At 45.7% G+C, this 16,800-nt stretch carries 15 protein-coding genes and 2 pseudogenes; 9 read left to right on the forward strand and 8 right to left on the reverse strand.

Translation table 11 applies throughout. From position 1 onward, the window contains the following. The first annotated feature begins 97 nt into the window (after positions 1–97). Both MiSe_RS32640 and MiSe_RS32645 read left to right on the forward strand, forming a co-directional pair. A complete protein-coding gene (locus MiSe_RS32640) occupies positions 98–715 on the forward strand; it encodes a hypothetical protein (RefSeq protein WP_444980583.1) in 618 nt (205 codons plus the stop codon). A gap of 182 nt (positions 716–897) precedes the next feature. Further along, the gene (locus MiSe_RS32645; protein WP_226587970.1) at positions 898–1,467 is read left to right on the forward strand and encodes a DUF3611 family protein; all 570 of its coding nucleotides are present in this window, start codon (positions 898–900) and stop codon (positions 1,465–1,467) included. A 250-nt stretch (positions 1,468–1,717) separates the two neighbouring features. Here MiSe_RS32645 and MiSe_RS32650 read toward each other — a convergent pair whose 3' ends face one another. The 4 genes and pseudogenes from MiSe_RS32650 to MiSe_RS32665 form a co-directional block, all read right to left on the reverse strand. Further along, positions 1,718–2,674 (reverse strand): S-layer homology domain-containing protein, encoded by a 957-nt coding sequence (locus MiSe_RS32650; protein WP_226587972.1) that lies wholly within the window; start codon positions 2,672–2,674, stop codon positions 1,718–1,720. Positions 2,675–2,724: 50 nt separating this feature from the next. After that, positions 2,725–3,663 (reverse strand): annotated as a pseudogene (locus tag MiSe_RS32655) (DUF2382 domain-containing protein). Positions 3,664–3,961: 298 nt separating this feature from the next. Then, entirely contained in the window at positions 3,962–5,782 is a 1,821-nt protein-coding gene (locus tag MiSe_RS32660; protein WP_264196744.1) for a choice-of-anchor D domain-containing protein, read from the reverse strand. Continuing rightward, positions 5,698–6,462: a calcium-binding protein gene (locus MiSe_RS32665; protein ID WP_264196743.1), complete on the reverse strand. Its 765-nt coding sequence runs from the start codon at positions 6,460–6,462 to the stop codon at positions 5,698–5,700. The genes MiSe_RS32660 and MiSe_RS32665 overlap by 85 nt, the downstream gene beginning before the upstream one ends. A 402-nt stretch (positions 6,463–6,864) precedes the next feature. Here MiSe_RS32665 and MiSe_RS32670 point away from each other — a divergent pair, with 402 nt between their 5' ends. From MiSe_RS32670 to MiSe_RS53070, 3 genes are all read left to right on the forward strand, one after another. Continuing rightward, on the forward strand, positions 6,865–7,479 hold the full coding sequence (locus MiSe_RS32670) for a hypothetical protein (protein ID WP_226587974.1): 615 nt from the start codon (positions 6,865–6,867) through the stop codon (positions 7,477–7,479). Positions 7,480–7,873: 394 nt separating this feature from the next. Next, positions 7,874–8,041 (forward strand): hypothetical protein, encoded by a 168-nt coding sequence (locus tag MiSe_RS32675; protein ID WP_226587976.1) that lies wholly within the window; start codon positions 7,874–7,876, stop codon positions 8,039–8,041. Positions 8,042–8,185: 144 nt separating this feature from the next. Continuing rightward, the gene (locus MiSe_RS53070) at positions 8,186–8,356 is read left to right on the forward strand and encodes an SH3 domain-containing protein (RefSeq protein WP_226587991.1); all 171 of its coding nucleotides are present in this window, start codon (positions 8,186–8,188) and stop codon (positions 8,354–8,356) included. Between the two features lie 77 nt (positions 8,357–8,433). Here the strand turns inward: MiSe_RS53070 and MiSe_RS32685 are convergent, their stop codons facing one another. Next, positions 8,434–9,918, reverse strand: coding sequence for a transposase (locus MiSe_RS32685; RefSeq protein WP_226587978.1), 1,485 nt, complete (start codon positions 9,916–9,918; stop codon positions 8,434–8,436). 224 nt (positions 9,919–10,142) lie between these two features. Between MiSe_RS32685 and MiSe_RS53075 the strand changes: the two genes are divergently transcribed. Together MiSe_RS53075 and MiSe_RS32695 are read left to right on the forward strand one after the other, a co-directional pair. After that, entirely contained in the window at positions 10,143–10,304 is a 162-nt protein-coding gene (locus MiSe_RS53075; RefSeq protein WP_226587993.1) for an SH3 domain-containing protein, read from the forward strand. A gap of 13 nt (positions 10,305–10,317) precedes the next feature. Beyond that, positions 10,318–10,608 carry a hypothetical protein gene (locus MiSe_RS32695; protein ID WP_226587980.1) on the forward strand — a complete coding sequence of 97 codons (291 nt, stop codon included), beginning with the start codon at positions 10,318–10,320 and terminating at the stop codon, positions 10,606–10,608. A 20-nt stretch (positions 10,609–10,628) separates the two neighbouring features. On the opposite strand, the gene MiSe_RS32700 is transcribed toward MiSe_RS32695, so the two are convergent. Continuing rightward, on the reverse strand, positions 10,629–11,834 hold the full coding sequence (locus tag MiSe_RS32700; protein WP_226587995.1) for an RNA-guided endonuclease InsQ/TnpB family protein: 1,206 nt from the start codon (positions 11,832–11,834) through the stop codon (positions 10,629–10,631). A gap of 87 nt (positions 11,835–11,921) precedes the next feature. Between MiSe_RS32700 and MiSe_RS32705 the strand changes: the two are divergent. Continuing rightward, positions 11,922–12,770, forward strand: a pseudogene (locus tag MiSe_RS32705) (hypothetical protein); the annotation flags it as partial. 96 nt (positions 12,771–12,866) lie between these two features. Here MiSe_RS32705 and MiSe_RS32710 read toward each other — a convergent pair. Further along, positions 12,867–13,487 (reverse strand): DUF3611 family protein, encoded by a 621-nt coding sequence (locus MiSe_RS32710; protein WP_264196745.1) that lies wholly within the window; start codon positions 13,485–13,487, stop codon positions 12,867–12,869. A gap of 241 nt (positions 13,488–13,728) precedes the next feature. Between MiSe_RS32710 and MiSe_RS32715 the strand changes: the two genes are divergently transcribed. Next, positions 13,729–14,565 carry a DUF2382 domain-containing protein gene (locus MiSe_RS32715; RefSeq protein ID WP_226587986.1) on the forward strand — a complete coding sequence of 279 codons (837 nt, stop codon included), beginning with the start codon at positions 13,729–13,731 and terminating at the stop codon, positions 14,563–14,565. A 349-nt stretch (positions 14,566–14,914) separates the two neighbouring features. On the opposite strand, the gene MiSe_RS32720 is transcribed toward MiSe_RS32715, so the two are convergent. After that, positions 14,915–16,726, reverse strand: a complete 1,812-nt coding sequence (locus tag MiSe_RS32720; protein WP_226587988.1) for a calcium-binding protein — start codon at positions 16,724–16,726, stop codon at positions 14,915–14,917. Between the last annotated feature and the right edge of the window lie 74 nt (positions 16,727–16,800).

The raw sequence follows: 16,800 nt of genomic DNA on the forward strand, positions 1-16,800 counted from the left end.
CCCCTACAGCATCAAAAATTATACACTACCGTTGCTAGTGGATATCCTACCAAACAGTAAAAATTCTGCGATCGCAAGGGTGCAACCGGAGGTATTTATGTATAAACTCAATCGCTTGACACCAAAACCAGGGATATTAAAAATTATCTCTGGAACTCTATTAATCGGTCTGCCAACCATTCCTATTGTTGCGTCAGCAACTCCTTATACTACACTCAGTCCCTGTCCTGGCATTTACTACGAAGAACCTGATAACAGTAATGTTCGGGTTCCCCAGGAATGTTCGCCTAATGCTGCAAATCAAAGATTGAGTCAGCAAGGGTTAAGCCAAAATATGGTAACTCCTGTGAGGCGAACGACTTCCATACAACCACCTTTGCCAGAAACCACACAGAGTCCGATTGCCGCTGTCACACCAATGGCAGGTCAGGTAAGCGTGAAATTAAAAAACGACACAAATGCGCCGATTTCCTATCAAGCGATTGGGCATACAGAACCCCGAACGCTAGCAGGTGGAGAAGAAATTGTGCTGCAAAATCTACCAACGCCTGTCACTGTCACAATGGTGCGCGAAGATGGAGGATTGCTCGAAGTTATACCCATGTCTAGTTCTGCGACGGGGATGCTGGCAATCTCGTTGAATGAAAAGACAGACTTTGATGACAACCAAGGGGCTTTAAGAATTCAAACAGATGGTCAAGTCTTTTTGAATTAGGCAGTAAAACGAATCATATCATGTCCTTAGGTGTCGGTAGTGTATGGATGGCTAATTGCTAATTGCTAATTGCAAGCTTGTCAATTGCCTCCAAGAGCAGCCATTAGCGATTAGCTATTAGCAGTTACACAACCGTTGCTACTGGACATGACATTAGTTTATTCAGCAAGAAGGTGTTTATTATGAATCAATCAGAATCCTTATCTCAACCGCTGACCCAACCCGAATTCGTCGCAACTTTTCGCTTTTTCAGTCGGTTTAGCTTCTGGATACAGTTAGTGTTGGGTGCTGTTTCCGGCATGGCTTTATTATTTGCCATGTTTAGCCGCAACATGAGCGAGCCAACCAATAATGCCGGGATTGGGTTCGGCATATTTTTAGCGATTGTTGGCATTTTATTGCTGTGCTTTAGAATTTTTTGGGATTTTCGCTATCGGCTTTTAGGCAGACGTTTGCCAGCAGCCAATCCCCAGTTCCATCCCAGCAAGGAAGACGTTATTCAAACCTTACGGATTGGATTAATTTCTAGTTTGGTGGGGCTATTAATCGCGTTTGTTGCCTCTGAAGAAACAGTGGCTGTAGTTTTAGCGAAAACTCTCGCTCAACCGCAAGCGATCGCAGCAACTTATACGCCGGAAAATGCGATCCGTTCCCTAGATGTTTTTGTCACCCTGGCAAACGTCAATATGATTGGCGCTCACTTTTTTGGCGCCGTTACTTCTCTGGGGTTACTCAATTGGGTAGAGGAGTAGTTAGCAGGATAAGCGATATGCCGACCGCACGAGTAGAGCGAACGCAGTCCACAATCTTTAATAAAGATGGCTTCAAAGCTGCGTAGGGACACGGCAGGATAGAAATTTGGGAAAAACAGATAACGTTAATAATGCCGTGTCCCTACTCCTAATTAAGGGTAATCGACCGGACATATCATGGAAAAACCCCGGTTTAAAAACACGGGGTTTTCGCTAACTGCTCTATAAAAAGTAAATTTTGATCGCAAAACTAGCGACGTGGACTATTAGGAATGTACCTAGCAGCCTCCTGGTCTTGAAGCGGTTCTATCTGACCTTGATTGACCAAAGCTTGATGAATTAGCGCCGTAGCACTCCCACGACTGAGCAACTCGTTCGGATTAAGAACTCTCGGATTTGGATAGTTGACCACTATATTTGCCTGCGTCGCTGCTGCGACTTCATTAACCGCATTTTCAGGAATCCGTTCGGCATCTTGATAATACGATTGGAGAAACTCTAATGCCGAAATCCTAGAAGGCGCAGTTGCAGTTGTTGTCGTTGTGGGTGGAACCGTCTTAGCAGGCGCTGGTGCAGGCGGCTGCTTCGCTATTACAGGTAATAAAGGCTGCATCAAAAGAGTTCCGGCGAGGGGAAATGCCAAAGGATTCCTCGCAATTCTTCGACCTTGATTTACAGGAGTTGGACTTGCTGGAGTCGCAGCAGCTTGATTAGTTGTGGCAACAGGGCGATTGTAATCCATATTTAAACCCCTGATTAACACAAGTAATGCTTCTGCCTTAGTCAATGGCTGCTTTGGACGAAACTCATTGCCGGGAAAATCATTCATAAATCCCGTTTCATAAGCTTCTTGAATCGGAGTTTCTGCCCAATAGCCTTGAGGCACATCATTAAAGTAACTTCCACTCGGTATGTTTCTAATCCTTGCTCGCTCAAAAGCTTGGCGGATCATCGCCGAAAATTCATCTTGATCCACAGCCTGTCTTGGTCTAAACGTTCCGTCTGGATATCCGGTAATAATGCCTTTTTCAGCTAAGGATTGAATAAACGGACGCGCCCAGTAATCAGGTGGAACGTCAGGAAATGTTGATTCAGCTTGTTGAGCTACCACTGGCTGAGAATTTTCTAAAAAACCAGTGGCCCCGACACCAAAGGTTAAAGCTAAAAATGCTACACCCATCAACGGCATACGCCAGGGATTAGACATGAGAAAATCTCCTCCTTTTTTTGCAGTTTTAGCGAGACTATTTGGCTGAGTTAAAGCGAATTAATTTTGTTCGCATCTGTATTTACGTCTAACTCTTCGCGACGTACTGTGTCTGTTGCCACAACCGTATCTTGTGCAACTTCTTTTCTGACTTGCACTTCCTCGCGCACGAAGGCTTGCTTTTTAATATCGGCAGTTTCTTCGTAAATTTCCAAACGTGCCATTTCTTGTTGCTTGAAGGCGTTATCTGGAGTTACTGGAGTCCCTGCATCTTCTGGAGTAATTCGTTCAATGATAACTCGCTCTTTTTCTACAGGAACCTCGAGTCGTACCGTTTCGGTTTCAACTCGCTTGCCAATAGCTACCTCACCAGCTTTGCGACGGGTTTTATCTGCAACTAATCGTTCTTCGTACAGTCTGAGTTTTTGATGATCCCGTTCGTTCATCTGATACAATGCAGGCTCTCGCTCGTAAGTATAAGTATCCCGGTCATAAGCAGCATTACTAGCTTGAGAAGAGACAGGATGCGGTGTAGAAACTGGAGGTGATGTTTCTACAGCCATATAAGTTCGAGCAGCTGCGTCTAAAGGTAATGATGCTTCTACTGGTACAGACGCTTCTACCGTCGGAGTCCGATAAATACCCCGCACTTGTTCTTCATAATCGTAATCAACTGCCATCCCATGCTCGTACCTGGGTAGATTTTCCACTTGGTTTTTACTCCGCAAACCTGTAGCTTAAACGCGCCGCGCATTAAAATCAAGGCGACAAAGAGCGATGGGAAGTAAAACTTTTTTGCCAAAAATCCAGGCACCTGTGTCTAGGACAAAATATCGGAAACGTCCTGTCTCATCTACCAGCAGAGTATCGATAGTGCCTATTTTATCATTCGTATTTCCGGCATACACATTTAGCCCTTTGATATCGTCGCCATCAAAAGCTTCTTGGCGGTAGTTGGGATTAAAATCCTCAATTTTGTAAAGTAACATTGTCGTTTCCTGTACTATGTAAATCAAGCTATACACCTACTTTAGATAGATATCAGTTCTAATGCTTCCTTCTTGTGAAGGATTCAGCAAATTAAAAATAATCGATTCAGCGTGTAAAAATTTTTTTTCTATCTGTGGGTAGATGAATTTTATAATTTAAATATTAGGGTTCTATCTGTGGGTAGATGAATTTTATAATTTAAATATTAGGGGATGGTGCCGTACTCTCGGCTAACGCACCCTACAAATAAGCCATGTAATTAATAGGGTTTCTCAGGTCACCCATTTGGCGGTGCAATTAAATTGCGCGAAAGTCGGAAGCATTAAGGAATGAACTTGCACTTTGGTTCATGTTTTGCATCGGAGCGAGTGTTTGTGGGTCTGTAAAAGACACAAAAGTTGAATAATTTATGCTTCCCTGGGATAGATTAGTCGCAATCGTCGGGTCAATCGATCTAGCTGGAGCTGCAAAAGGTTGAGAGAAATTGTTACTCGAGTCAATTGAATTTCCAGTATTCCCACTATTAGTGATGTCAACGTTGCTGGGTTCACTGCTGGAAGTATTGCCTTCATTTGGTTGAATGAATGTCCGCGTAATCAAGTCAAAATTGCTGATTTGTGCAGTTAATTCTTGTCCAGTTGTGACTGTGCCGGTAATAGGGAAATCGAAAGATTTTTCATCTGCGTCATTGGTGCCGACGCCCAGCAGTCCTTGGAAATTCCCAGCTATACGACCATCTAGTTCTACTGTAATCTGATCTGAAGTGCCGGGAGCGATCGCACTCGGTAAAGTTCCCACAAAGCTAAAACCTCTAGGCAATTGCCAACCATCTAAAAGCAGCGATCCAGTGCCTGTATTTGTGATGGTAAATGTTTGGCGAATCGGAGTCCCTAACCTCGTCGTGCCAAAGTTAACGGCTTCTGTGTCTGTATCTAAAATCTCAACCGTTCCATACCTCACTTCTATTTCTGGCAATCTGTATGAGTCGGTAAGGTTACTAACAATGCCACGCAGGGTGAAATCATACGGGTTTCGATTATTGCCAAATGAAAAAGTGCCATTAAAGATGCCCGTATTCTCAGCATTGAGTTTAACGAAGAAATCCTTTTGAGTACCTGCTGCTAACGTGGGACTATCAAAACCACGCACCAAACTGAAACCATTGGGTAAGTTAAGCGTACCCAAGTTAAAATCAGATGTCCCTCTATTCTTCACAGTTAAAGTCCTGACAACCTCGGTGCCAACTGTCGTAATGCCGAAGTGAACTATACCCGTATCATCGGGAATTGCGGCATCATTATCGAGTACCAAAATCGGTGGGTTTGTTGGGTTTGGGTTTGGGTTTGGCGTGCCGCTGTCGTTATCTACAATCGTCAAAAAAGCGCTATTCTGATCTCCAAGTATTGCGTCTCCTGTGGGGAAACATAAAGTTAAATTAACGGTTTTGTTTCCATCGACCTCTGTATTGTCATGCAGGGGAATCGTGACCGTTTTTGTTGCTTTATCTCCATCTGCCCAATTAACTGTAATAAAGCTATTGTCATAATCTTTTGGTGCTGCTAAAGGAGTAGCACCACCAATCGCAGTACCCCCGTTGAGCAGTACTTTTACACTCACCTCCCCAATACTGCTACCCGTGCGCGTAATATTCACCGCAGTCACAGGCGTGCCATCTTCATTAATTCTGAATAATTGTAAAGTGCTGAGGGAAGCTGGGGGTGTAATTGGGTCGGCAATTCCAGGTGGATTAAAGTCAGAGACGGGATCGATTATATCGTTAACTCCCTGAAGAATTGCTAAATACTCGCCCGTTCCTTTATCTTGAATAATTGTGTTGCCTGCGTAAGCACCGTTGCCTGAAAAAATATTCAGTTCTTCAAACGTCAAACCGCCAATTAATTCAATGACATCTTCACCGGAAGTAAAGTCTAAAATCCAGTCAGCATCGGTCAGCGTGGGGCCACCCGTGGTGCGAAAACCGGGAGTATCAAAGCGTCTGCCCATGACAAAGGCATCGTTTCCCGCACCGCCTGTCAGCGTATCTGCACCCAAGTTACCCAACAGGCGATCGTTACCAGCATCGCCAAACAGTACGTCGTTGCCTTTGCCTCCAAACAGCGTATCGTTGCCATTGCCGCCTCTGACTGTATCATCGTCTTGCCGCTGATGACATCATCGCCGTCACCACCCGACAGCACATCCTTCCCTCCTAGACCATAAAGCGTATCGTTACCCGCTTCGCCATAGAGGACATCCGCGCTTTGACCGCCAAAATTGGCGTCTTCTCCTTGACCCCCAAATAGCAGGTCATCGCCATCCCCCCCAAAGAGGGTATCGTCCCCTAAGTCGCCGTAGAGACTGTCTTTCCCTGCATTGCCAAATAAGAGGTCTGCGCCTTGACCTCCCCGAATTAGGTCATCGCCGTCGCCACCTTTGACTGTATCGTTGCCACTATTGGCAATCAGCAAGTCGTTACCATCGCCACCTTGCAGCAAGTCCTCCGCCGCTAAACCATAAAGCGTATCGTTTCCGGCGTCACCATAGAGGACATCCCTGGTAATGCCGCTAAAATTATCCTCTGGTCCAGTACCGCCAAATAGCAGGTCATCTCCATCCCCACCAAAGAGGGTATCGTCTCCTGAGTCGCCAAATAGCAGGTCTTTATCTTCGCCACCGGATAACAAGTCATGTCCGGCGCGACCAAAAAGTGTGTCATTGCCTGCAAATCCTAACAGGGTGTCGGCATTGGGGGTGCCTTCGAGTAAATCGTTACCGGGTGTGCCGTTAAAAATAGCCATTGCTTCAGCTTCCTCCAATCGGATGCACCGTAAAAGGGATGAGTTGGTTGCTAATATCTAACTTCGATCCTGAGTGATATCTAAGTAATATAAATCAGTTAAAAGGTAGAAACAAATCCGGTAGCGCGCGGCTATTACTTTTGATTTGGTTTTAACAAAAAATTAACGCATTTTTATCTGTTTTTAGCAATTTAAATTAAGCATAACAAAAATAATGCCATCTCTAACTAGCTTATGGCGGATTTTACACTAACTTTATTACCAAAATATTACTTTTGATAGTTGAAATTGGCAATTTAAAAATATTCTGCCCAGGGATAGATAACTTAATGATAATTATTAACTAAAATTCCAATTTAATGGATGGAAAAAGTAACAACGTAAAGCCGGGATTAATTTTTTATGACATATTATCCAGAGCGACGAGGCAGTCAAGTCGCTGATCCAACAATCGTCAATCCGGTGGTGGATTACCACGACCGAGTGAGGTGGGGGCCAATTTTGGCAGGAATTGCGATCGCACTCAGCACTCAACTGCTTTTGAGTGCTTTGGGAATCGCGCTCGGATTAAGCGCGGGTGCGACGGGTGCGGATGCAGGTTCCGTTGGTATTGGGGTGGGAATTTGGTCGATTATCAGTTTGCTGATATCTTTATTTTTGGGCGGTTGGGTGATGGCTACTAGCTGGGGCGCTATGACCAAGAAAACAGCGCTTTTGAATGGGGCAATTCTTTGGGGAACTACATTAGCACTTAGTGCTTGGTTATTAGCAAGTGGAGTATCGGGTGCTTTTGGCGCTGTCGCTGCTAATGCGGGAGAAATTGCCAATCAAGTACAACAACAGGGGGGCGTTGATATACCGAATCAAGTGCAAAATCTAGACCCAAATCAAGTTCGCGACATTGCTGGTAATACAGCTAAAGCTGCTTGGTCATTTCTACTTGGATCTTTGCTGGGTTTGGCAGCGGCAATGATGGGTGCTGCTGCTGGCGCTCGCAAACCTCGCGTTTATGCTTGATTAGGGATTATATAAGTAGGGGCTACTCAGATCTTGCACCTGCCGTTTTAGCCCGCCCGGAAATAAATTTCCGGGCTAATAGCGAAAGTCCTCTTAAGAGGACTGAAAGCTTTTGATCGTAAGTCTTTAGTCCTCTTGGGAGGACTTTCGCTACTCGCTGTGGGAATTTATTCCCTGGCGGACGTTGGGACTGGTGCAAGATGTAAGGACTAGGAACTAGGGAAAGAAGGGCGTTTTATTAAGGTGCTATAAAACTTGAAAATCCGACCAGCATACGAGCGAGTCGGATTATTTTATACCATTGGGATGATGCTTCATTCTTTCTTGGAGAAGATGAGCTATCTGAAAACCTTTTATAAGGTTTTGGCATAGAGATTTAAAAGGAGATAAAGCGATGCAACAGAAGGGAATCTGGCAAAAATATACAACCTTAACAAGTTCGCTCTTGTTGACGGCAACAGTTTTAGTTGCTCCTGGGTTCGCCGCTGATACAAATCAAACGCAGAATCAAGGTGAATATCTACTAACTCAAGTTGCTAGTTATAAAATTCGGTCTTGCTAATTGCTAATTGCTAATTGATCGTGGGCATATTTTTGAGTTCTACCATTAGCCATTAGCTATTAGCCATTAGCTGTTAGCAGCCCTAATAAAGATAACTAGCAACTTGCGTTACTAGCGCAAGCTTCAGAAAGCTGTCGCCAGGTTATTGCTAGGAATGGCCTTAATGTTCGGCGACAACCGACGGTTAACAGCGAAGCGATTGGCATCATCCGCTCCGGAAGAACTGTGACGATTCAAAGTCTTGGCGAGAATGGTTGGATACCAATTACAGCGCCGCTACAAGGCTACGTATATGGTGGTTTACTCGGAGCTTGAGCCACTCTCCGCTCTAAAGAGACGGAGAATCAGGCCAGGAATTAGAGTTAACTTTTCGCTCGAAAATAGCTATCTGGTCAACATTTCCTAACTCTGCCCTTGACCGCTCGCTCGGGAGAATGAGACTGCCTACGTTCGGACGCGCCTAATTGTTCGCGGTTTGTTTGAAAATCCTTCCATGCCTCGTGCAAGTAAGGCTCCGACCTCTCCCACTGCTCGACAGCGAGATGCAATAGAAGGACACCTTCCTCATTGACAAATCTACTCAAATAAGCACTAAAAAGATCTCGATGCATCGCCAATCCCGTTTGATCAAAATGAACGCGCTCCGAAAGCTTTTTCTTAATGCGTTCACCAGTCAAATGAGTTTGCGACAGTGCCGTTTTTTGGGTAGAAAACTTTATTAATGACCCGCCAGCATTTTCAGCTTTACGAGCCAATTCGGATTGGACAAAACCAGGAGATTTAGCTCTAATTGCCTTACCGTATCGTTTCTGCCATGACCTCACCGATACATTTTCGGTTTTGCTCTGCTTACCATGCCTCAAAATCTCGTTAACAATTCTACGATTTTGAGACTTGGCATAAGCACTCTTACGGCGTTCTAACTCTCTCTTCTTCCTAGCTATCTTTTGATATGTTTTAGACTTGTTCCATTGTCGAAATCCTTTCTTATGCTTACCTTTTTTAACAACAGATTTGCCTCCGGCACTGGCGGTAAAGTCAGTTTCATAGTTTTGAGGATTTGAACAACGTTGAGAACGTTGCATTTGACGCTGCAAGACTTTTATCTCCCGTTCGTAAGTTGGCACTTTATCTACGAATGGGAGCAGTCCAGCTTTGCTATCTCCAACGAAGGCAATATTGGAAATATTGAGGTCTAAACCAATGACTCCATCAGCCACATAGTTTTTCTGTTTTTGATATGGTAGTCCAGAGTTAATTAGCTGAACGTACCAGCGTCGCTTACCGTTTAACTCTCGCCACAACAGGCGAACGTATTTTACTGGGGAATTTAAACCATGTTGAATTACAGGGTTGTCCTTGTCAATTATCGGCAACAGTTTTAATTTACTCCAAACCAGTTGGTTATCTTTCCACCTGACGCCTTGCTTGTTAGTTTTGCCTTCTATGCTTCTAAATCTAGCCGGGACTTTGTAACGAACATTCTTAGCTCTGTTAAACAAGACTTTTTCGCTGGCTCTAAAAGCTCTGGTGGCTATGGTTTGTTGGGTGTTGGAGTCAATTAGTTGAGCTATCCATTGGGAGCGATTGCTAACAATTGTGGCATAGGCTTGAATGTCGTAGTCGGAATATCTGTACTCTCGCCTTGCGGTAGTGAAGGCGTCGCTTCTGGCTTTTTTGGACTGGCGAGCTATTTGCTTGGCTAATTGGTAAGTTTCACACTTACGTACCAGATTCATTCTTGCCATTGCTGAGTTGAGGCAGGCATTGTATAGTTGCCGCGCTGCTTGAAAACGAGATAGTAGCTGCTTTTCTTGCCAGCTATCTACGATTAATGGCAGTTCTGTTACGAATGTTGATGTCTTACTTCTAGCCAATTATTGTCACCTCCCAATTGATTTATTTTTAAATTGTACATTCTTTTTTGAGTCTAATAACTTGCATTAATTAAGCTTAATATTGACTGCGGTTAAAACCGATCGCGTCGATTTTCCGCCCCGCAATGAATTGACGGGGCTACCAATCTTCCGATCTTTTTAGGTGTGAAGTAGCAACTCCCCCACCTCCTACTAACTGCCGCCGAGTTGCAGCCGTCAGAGGAATTAACGTACATCAAGCACCTTCCACTGATGGGGAAAGTGTTGGAGTCGTCGCGAATGGAAGAAGAGTGACGATTGCAAATTTAGGAACTGATGGTTGGGTGCCGATTACAGTGCCTCTAAGAGGCTACGTCCAATCTGAAAACCTGGCATATTGTCGTTAATTGAAAAACAGTGATGAACCAAGAATCAAATCCACAAAAAGAAACTAATTCACCGCAAAAGTCTGGTTTTTTAGATTTCATTACCGAGACAACAGAATCTGCATTGAACGCAGGCAAAGCGGTTGTTGACATAGCAGTTGATTTGGGGGAAGCTGCTGTTAAACAAACCTATCGATTGATTGAACAAGCAACCCAAGGAACCGGACAAGCGGTAACTTACGTCGGCAATCTTCCCTTTGTTAAACGAGTCGCTGGCGTACTGAGGCTAGATTGGTTAGTTGGGTTGACATCCTCCTCGGCGTGAACGCACGAGGATTCCAAACATCACTGCTTGGGCTTTCTCTTTCCACGACTCGGCTTACATTGAGGAGTTTCCTCACCAATGCAGAGGTCGATGTCTCCAGAGACGTTTAACGTTCCCGTGTGCCCCACGGTACGTAGTCCTAACTCAAGAATGTTGATTGCAGCATTCCAGTCTCGGTCTAACACAAACCCACAATGAGAACATTGATGTGTTCGTTGACTCAACGACTTTTTGACTTCTTTCCCGCAGCTAGAACAGTTTTGGCTGGTGTAGTGAGGTGGAACAGCAACTGTTGCCACCCCAAACACCTTGCCGAAATATTCCAACCAATTACGGAAGTTAGACCATGCAGCATCAGATATGGACTTAGACAGCTTCTTGTTTTTCACCATGTTCCGCACCATCAAGTCCTCGTATGCCACCAAGTCGTTAGACTGGACTACGCATCTTGCCAACTTCACGGCAAAATCTTTACGCTGCCTACTTACCTTGAGGTGTTTTCTGCTCAGGCGGTTTCGAGCCGCATCTCTATTCTTCGAGCCTTTTTCGGTATGAGAAAGTTGACGCTGGAGTCGTTTAAGAGACTTTTCGGACTTCCTCAAGTGACGGGGATTATCAATCGTCTGACCGTTGGAATCGGTATAGAAGTGAGTCAGTCCAACATCCAACCCAATGGTCTTACCTGTTGGTTCTCTCTTCTCTATGCGTTCTTGGTCAAGACAAAACTGAACGTAGTACCCGTCAGCCCTGCGAACAACACGAACTCGCTTAATCTGCTTCAACTGGTAGAAATGCAAGTCACGGGTTCCCCACATCTTAAAGCTTCCTGCCTCAAACCCATCGCTGAAGGTGATAGTTCTTCTATCTTCCGAAAGCTTCCATCCCGTCGTCTTGTACTCGACGGAACCGTGAGTTTGATGCTTCTTGAAGCGTGGGAATCCTTTTTTACCTGGCTTTTTCTTCTTGCAGTTGTCGTAGAACCTTGCAATAGAACTCCAAGCTCGTTCAGCAGATGCCTGTCTGGCTTGAGAGTTAAGCTTGCAAGCATTCGGGAATTCTTTTCCGAGGACTGCACAATATGCGCTCAACTCGTACTTACCAATCCCCTTGTTATCCATCCAGTACCTGATGCATCTGTTGCGGACGAATCTAGCAGTACGTATGGCTTCATCAAGCCTTTCGTACTGCTGTTTCACCCCTTCCAGTTTCGCCTCAAATACAAGCATGATTACGCTGACTAACTTAGCGTAAGTATACCACATCTTTTAAAAGCCGTCCTAGAAGGACGGGGCTAACAACCCAATTTTTCGGTAAGCGATCGCGTCGATTTAGCCAAAGCCGAAGCTCAAGTCAAGGAACTGCAACAAAAGTATCCCAACGAATATCCCAGCGAAATTGCCCATCGCATTATGGTGGAAAAAGCGATCCAAGCGGGTGGTGTCGGACTTGCTAGCAGCATTTTACCCGGTGTAGCGGCAGCACTGCTGGCGATCGATTTAGCCGCGACTACCGCGATTCAAACCGAAATGGTTTATGAAATTGCGGCTGCTTATGGGATGGATTTGCAAGATCCAGCCCGAAAAGGCGAGGTTTTGGCAATTTTTGGGCTAGCGCTGGGTGGTAGCAACGCCATGAAAGCGGGTTTGGGCTTTTTACGCAACGTACCGCTAGCTGGCGCGATGATTGGTGCGAGTACGAATGCGACGATGCTGTACGCGCTGGGATATGCGGCGCGGGAGTTTTACGAAGCCAAAGTGAGAGAAGATGCCGCACAACCTGGAACCGAAACGCTGCAAGCGATTCAGCAACAAAGCGAGAAATATTTGGATGTTGCCATCGCGCAACAAGCGGTGATGGATCAAATTATGGTTCACACGATTTTGGCAAGTTATCCCAACAAAAACTGGGAAGATATATTGCCAGAATTGAAGGCGTTGCAATTAAATGCCGATTCTCTCAACAAGATTGCTGCTAACATCAAATCCCCCGAACCATTGGATGCATTGTTAGACCAACTCAATCCCGATTTTGCCGTACCGCTATTAGCTCAATGCCGTCGCATTGCCGAAAGTAACGGCGAGGTTTCCGAACCAGAACAGAGAGTGCTGGATGCGATATTGCAAAAACTCAATCGTCAAGATGTGGCTGGGATATCTGCTTGAAAAAATTGTTGGTGCCGTACTCTCGTCTAACGCACCCTACTCAAAACTATTAGCAATTAGCCATTAGCCAAAAACTCCGACTGTAATGATAATTAATTAACCGGACTGCTGATTATCCAACCAGTTATACAGTCCCAAGGAAGCTACCGTACCGATAAAGTTAGCAGCAATGCCATTCATATTTGCCATAGCGACAAAAATATCGAGAGATCTAATAAATCGAGCGGGGTTGTAAATTGCCACACCTTGAGGCTGGGAAATCGATTTTGATAGTAGCACGCCTAGGGTTGCCCCACCTCCCAGGATTGTGAGTAACATTCCCACCAAACCGGCAATGACACCCAAGCGCAGAACTCGCATTACCTCTGTTTTTTTCGGATGCAAAATGTGGTTGGGATGGCGAAGCCTTCTGGCAAAACGAGTTTGACGAAAAGCCAAATAAGCACCAAACAAAAGCGCTAAAATTCCGCAAAATGCCCAAAAAACACCAATGCCAAGTCCTGGTGTTCCCCCAGCCGAATTAACTACACCCGTTTCCGGTGCCGGGGTTACAGCTTGATTAAAATTCCGACCAGAGATTGCCAACACCAACATTAAAGAAGAAGCAGCTGCTAACGCAATTTGTAGCCACAAAGCAATCCATCCTACTAATCGTAGAATCATCGCAACTCTTTCGCGCTTGTACTCAGCCTTGCGTGTCTCTGGTTCGGTTTGCAGATAAATTTTCCGCGCTTTGTAATCAATTAGATTCCGTCCTCACAATAGCGGCATTTTTTTAGAGGAACGACTTCCTAGAGGCTTGAGTCATAAAAATAAAAATATCTGTCTATCGATAGATGCAGTGGAATTGAGGTAGTTTAAGCGAAAAGATTTTCCAATTACTTATTTCAATGGAAGGATGATGAATTTTTTTAGATGATTAGCATGGGAAGTAATGGTAGAAATGGAGCTAAAGAAGATGACACTGGTTAAAATTGGAGACTTCTATCAAGACTATGCTCAAGATACCTCGGATGCAGAGGATATCAAGAAGTTTTCTGTTTATGCCCAGGGCGATGAAAAAGTGGGTTCGGTTGACGATATTTTAGTCGATGAGCAAACTGGACGATTCCGCTATTTTGTTGTAGATACGGGATTCTGGGTTTTTGGCAAGAAAGTTTTGCTGCCTGTTGGTATGGGTCGTGTTGATTACACCGATCGGCGGGTGTATGTCAGTGGTCTGACGAAAGAGCAAGTAGAAAATTTGCCTGACTTCAAAGATTTAGAAAAAGTTGATTACGACTATGAGGAAGAGGTGCGCGGCGTATACCGTCCAATGACTGTTACAGATACCGTAACTCAACCGCAAACTTACGATCGCAACACATACAACTACGAACAAGAGCCTTCTTTGTATAATGTGAACGATCGCGATGCTCAAACTTTGAGATTATACGAAGAACGCTTGATTGCTAACAAAGAACGTCGCAAAGCTGGAGAAGTTGCAATCGGTAAGCGCGTAGAAACAGAAACTGCTCGCGTTGCAGTCCCCGTGGAAAAAGAGCGCGTGATTATCGAACGCACAACCCCCCACGATGTTTCACCAATCGATGCCGGTAACGCCGATTTCCGTGAAGGCGAAGTTATTCGCATGGATATTTACGAAGAAACTCCCGATATCCACAAAGAAACGGTTGTGCGGGAAGAAGTGCGAGTCAGAAAAGTTGCAGATCAAGATACAGTCACCGCTGAAGAAACCCTGCGGCGCGAAGAATTAGATATCGACACTCAAGGTCGTCCAATTGTGGAGAAGTAATATCAAATCTGGTTGCATCGGAATGATTGGCTTTCTGGGTAATTGCTAATTGCTAATTGCTAATTGGTAATTGCTAATTGCTAATTGCTAATTGGTAATTGCTAATTGCTAATTGCTCCTACAGGGATTAATTCCGATGCAACGGTCAACGATATAACTCTAGGTGATTGAGTTTGTTTGTGATTTTGCATCAGGTATGCGTTAAAACGGCGGGTGAAAGTTCTTGTTTCAAGAAAGCTTCCCCGCCGTTTGGTTGTAGGGACTAAGGCTAAAGGAAATTTTATCGCCAGCACAAAGTTTTTCTGATGCGTCCCTATTAATGATTCAGATGCAACCGCAATCCATATTCCTACATCAAGGTAAAATTAGCGCTGGTGATACTATTGGCGTTAATTCCGTCTAATGACGCTAATAGTTCGTCGGTGTCTTTAAGGCTAATCAGGGTATTGTTAACATTGCTACCCGTACCTTGGGTAATTTTGAGGTCTTCAAAGGTGAGATTGGTTAATCCCAACATATCTACACTGGCATTGAAGCGGTAAATTGTATCGACGCCGAAGCTGGGAGTAAGTATAAAAGTATCCAAGCCACTACCAGCGTACAGAGAGTCGCGACCCATGCCGCCGTTGATGATGTCGTCGCCGGAATTGGCATCCACCCAGTCATCCCCTTCTCCAGCATCGATCCAGTCGTTACCAGCACCGGCGTTGATGATGTCGTTGCCTGCATTACCCAGAATATAATCGTTGCCGGACATGCCGGTAAGGGTGTCAAATCCGTCACCTCCTTCTAAGTAATCGTTGCCTGCACCGGCATCGAGAACCTCTTCCCCTTCTTGACCGTATAGTTGGTCGTTGCCTTCCCCAGCGGTAATTTGGTCGTCGCCTAACCCCCCTTCGATGTAGTCGTCACCGATACCTGCGTCGAGGATATCGTTGCCGGATCTGCCGTAAAGTTGGTCATTTCCGATACCAGCATTAATGCGGTCATCTCCTTCGCCGCCTTCGAGGAGGTCATCGCCTGCACCGCCTGCGATGCTGTCGCTGCCTGCATTACCGTAGATTTGGTCGTTGCCATCGCCGCCGGATAGGTTGTCTATGCCATCGCCGCCAGAGAGGTAGTCATTGCCACCAGTACCGTCGAGGAAGTCGTCGCCAGAGTTGCCGTAAATTTGGTCGTTGTTGAATCCGCCGATGAGGGTATCGCTGTCGTCGCCGCCAGAGAGGTAGTCGTTGCCGCTGCCGCCAGAGAGGGAATCGCTGCCTTGTTGTCCGAAGAGGAAGTCGTTGCCATCGCCGCCGGATAGGATGTCGTTGCCGTTACCGCCGTCGAGTTGGTCGTTGCCTGCAAGTCCTGCAAGGTTATCGTTGCCGTCGCCGCCATCGAGGATATCGTCGCCGACGCCGCCGGATAGGATATCGTTGCCTGCTTTGCCTGCAAGTTGGTCGTCGCCGCTACCGCCATCGAGGGTGTCGTTGCCGCTACCGCCGTCGAGGATGTCGTTGCCTTCAAAACCGAAAAGTTTGTCGTTGTTTTCGTTGCCTGCTAAAAGGTCATCGCCTTTGCCGCCGTCGAGGTAGTCGTCGCCTGTTTTTCCGGTGAGGGTATCGTTGCCGTCGCCGCCTTTGAGTTGGTCGCTGCCTTCTCCACCATCGAGGATATCATCGCCTGCGTCACCGGAAATGCGTTCGCTTCCCCCATGACCGTACAATTCATCATCGCCTTCCCCTCCTTCAATTAAGTCATCGCCTGCATTGCCTTCTATTAGATCGCTGCCAGCTTGACCATATAATTGATCGTTGCCTTCACCTCCGATAATTTGATCGTTGCCGCTACCGCCAGAGATATGATCGAAACCTTCTTTACCGAGAAGGATATCGGCATCTTCGCCACCGGAAATGTTGTCGTTGCCAACTCCGCCATCGAGGGTATCTCGTCCGACGCGACCATATAAGAAATCGTTGCCTTCGTTACCTGCGAGAGAATCGTTGTTTTCTCCACCATCGAGGAGGTCGTTACCTTTCCCGCCAAGTAAGATATCGTTATCGCCTTGACCATAAATTCGGTCGTTGCCATCGCCTCCTTCTAATTCGTCATCGCCTTCGCCTCCTTTTAATTCGTCGTCGCCGATATCGCCTGCCTTGGATATCTTTTCCGGCATTGCCAGTAAAGTTGATCGTTGCCATCGCCTCCTTTTAATTCGTCGTCATCGCCTTCTCCCCCTTTTAATTCGTC

Origin of the sequence: Microseira wollei NIES-4236, from assembly GCF_020521235.1 — a bacterium.
Taxonomy (GTDB): Bacteria; Cyanobacteriota; Cyanobacteriia; order Cyanobacteriales; family Aerosakkonemataceae; genus Microseira; species Microseira wollei.